Source organism: Caballeronia sp., from assembly GCF_049581465.1.
In the GTDB taxonomy this organism is placed as follows: Bacteria; Pseudomonadota; Gammaproteobacteria; order Burkholderiales; family Burkholderiaceae; genus Caballeronia.
Window position 1 is genome coordinate 1 of the sequence record NZ_JBAUSA010000218.1, and the last position, 2,093, is coordinate 2,093.

A 2,093-nucleotide genomic window follows, 5' to 3' on the forward strand; every position below is an offset into this window, starting at 1 on the left:
TAAGCAAGAAAATCCGACTTAAGCAGAACGACCACGCTAGCAGAAGGACTCAATGTTAGCCCCACACTCGCCGCGAGCAGCACCCCTCTAGCCGACCCACCCGAACTCCCGCCAGCGCCGCGCCCCACCGCGCCCCTTGGCTCTACTGGATTTTTGCCTGCTTGCGCAAATTTTCCTCGAACGCCTGCAACTTCTCCTGCGCGATCTGCTGTGAAATCTGCGCCTTGACCTGCTCCAACGGCGGCGGAGCCACATCGCGAACATCATCCAGACGAATAATGTGCCAGCCGAACTGCGTCTTCACCGGCGTATCCGTCATCTCACCCTTCTTCAACTTCTCCGCCGCGGCGCCAAACTCCGGCACATAAGCCTGCGGACTCGACCAGTCCAGATCGCCACCGTTCTTACCCGATCCCGGATCCTTCGAGTACTGCTTGGCCAAATCCTCAAAACTCGCCCCAGCCTTGATCTTCGCAATCAGATCCTTAGCCTGCGCTTCATCCTCGACCAAAATGTGATGCAGGTGATATTCCTTGCCACCGCCTGCCTGCTTCACCATGTCGTCGTAGCGCGCCTTGATCTCGGCATCGGTCGGAGCATTGTTCTTCACGAAATCTTCAATCAACGCACGCAACACCACCGTCTGCTGTGCAACCGCAACTTGCGCCTTGACGTCAGGACGCGCCGGGATACCGCGCCGCGCCGCTTCCTGCATCAGGATTTCACGGTTCACCAGCTCTTGACGCACAGCCGCCTGCAATGCCGGCGTGTCCTGCTGGCCCTGCTGAACCAACTGCGCGACAAGCGCATCGACACGCGCCTTCGGAATCGGCGTGCCGTTCACCACGGCAATATTTTGCGCAAAAGCAGGCGCCGCCGCGAACGCGGCCAGCACCACCAGGAGACGGGTGTTCTTTAAATTCATCGATAAGTCCTGATCAGGCAACGAAGGGCTGGAAGTGACGAAAAGCTAACGATAAACGCTGAATCGAAAAACGCGGCTACTTGAACTGTTCAGCGAATTCTTCAGGCGTAAAGGCCTTGATGGCGAGCGCGTGAATACCCTCCCGCAACTCGTCAGCCAGCGCATCATACACCAGCCGGTGCCGCGCCACGCGTGGCTTCCCGGCGAATCGAGCCGCAACAATGGTCACCGTGTAATGGCTTCCCGAAGACGCACCTGCATGCCCCGCATGGGCAGCGCTGTCATCGTCAATGTGAACGGATTCGGCTTCCAGCGCAGCGTTCAACCGCGCTTCGAGATACACGATCTTGCCCTCGGCCGATGCGTCAAGAAAGCTCATTTTGATTCATCCTCTTTCACATGCTTCGCCAGCCACAAACTCTGCGCGACGATAAACGCGAGCAAGCAACCGGTCGCTCCGAAGAGCTTGAAATTGACCCATTGGTCGGTGGTGTAATTGAACGCCACGAACAAATTGACCACGCCGAGAATCGCGAAAAACACGGCCCAGGCAATGTTCAGTTGTCCCCAAACCCGGTGCGGCAAGACGATCTGTTTGCCCATCATCGCTTCGATGAGATTCTTGTTGAAGCCGACCTGCGACACGATCAGCGCGACCGCAAACAGCCAATAGAGCGCCGTGGGTTTCCACTTGATGAAGGTGTCGTTATGCAGCACGAGCGTCGCACCGCCGAACACTACGACTACGCCGAGGCTGACCCACAACATGGGATCGACCTTGCGATGGCGGAACGCCACCCACGCGATCTGCACGAGCGTGGCGCCGATCGCGACGGCCGTTGCCGTGTAAATGCCCCAGATCTTGAAAGTTACGAAGAAGAGGATGATCGGAAACAGATCGAACAGAAATTTCATGTCGGCGACGAGAAGGGGATCGATGTTGAAAGCAGGAAAGCGCCGTCCGTAGACCGGATACTACCGGTTGCGGATGGCGCCTAAAGGGTGAATCAGCGGGTGGATAACGACGAAATCCACCCCCAGAACCGCTTGCCCTACGCTTACTTGGGTTCGAATTGTAGCGCAGCCGAGTTGATGCAGTAGCGCAGACCGGTCGGCGCGGGGCCGTCCTCGAAAACGTGGCCCAGATGCGCGCCGCAGTTCTTGCACT

4 protein-coding genes are annotated in these 2,093 nt (G+C 57.8%); all 4 read right to left on the reverse strand.

The genetic code is table 11. The annotated features are described in order from the left end of the window. Positions 1–142: 142 nt before the first annotated feature. The gene (locus tag WCA53_RS05345; protein WP_423906507.1) at positions 143–925 is read right to left on the reverse strand and encodes a peptidylprolyl isomerase; all 783 of its coding nucleotides are present in this window, start codon (positions 923–925) and stop codon (positions 143–145) included. Positions 926–1,001: 76 nt separating this feature from the next. Further along, positions 1,002–1,304 carry a BolA family protein gene (locus WCA53_RS05350; RefSeq protein ID WP_423906512.1) on the reverse strand — a complete coding sequence of 101 codons (303 nt, stop codon included), beginning with the start codon at positions 1,302–1,304 and terminating at the stop codon, positions 1,002–1,004. Next, a complete protein-coding gene (locus tag WCA53_RS05355; protein ID WP_423906516.1) occupies positions 1,301–1,840 on the reverse strand; it encodes a septation protein A in 540 nt (179 codons plus the stop codon). Before WCA53_RS05355 ends, WCA53_RS05350 begins: the two co-directional genes overlap by 4 nt. Before the next feature lie 143 nt (positions 1,841–1,983). Further along, positions 1,984–2,093 (reverse strand): peptide-methionine (R)-S-oxide reductase (locus WCA53_RS05360; RefSeq protein ID WP_407762215.1); only part of this gene is annotated, 110 nt, incomplete at its 5' end.

What these genes read in the sequence shown, in the direction of transcription:
- WCA53_RS05350 (WP_423906512.1), bottom strand. Translation starts at nt 1,304, where the DNA reads ATGAGCTTTCTTGACGCATCGGCCGAGGGCAAGATCGTGTATCTCGAA.
- WCA53_RS05355 (WP_423906516.1), bottom strand. Translation starts at nt 1,840, where the DNA reads ATGAAATTTCTGTTCGATCTGTTTCCGATCATCCTCTTCTTCGTAACT.
- WCA53_RS05345 (WP_423906507.1), bottom strand. Translation starts at nt 925, where the DNA reads ATGAATTTAAAGAACACCCGTCTCCTGGTGGTGCTGGCCGCGTTCGCG.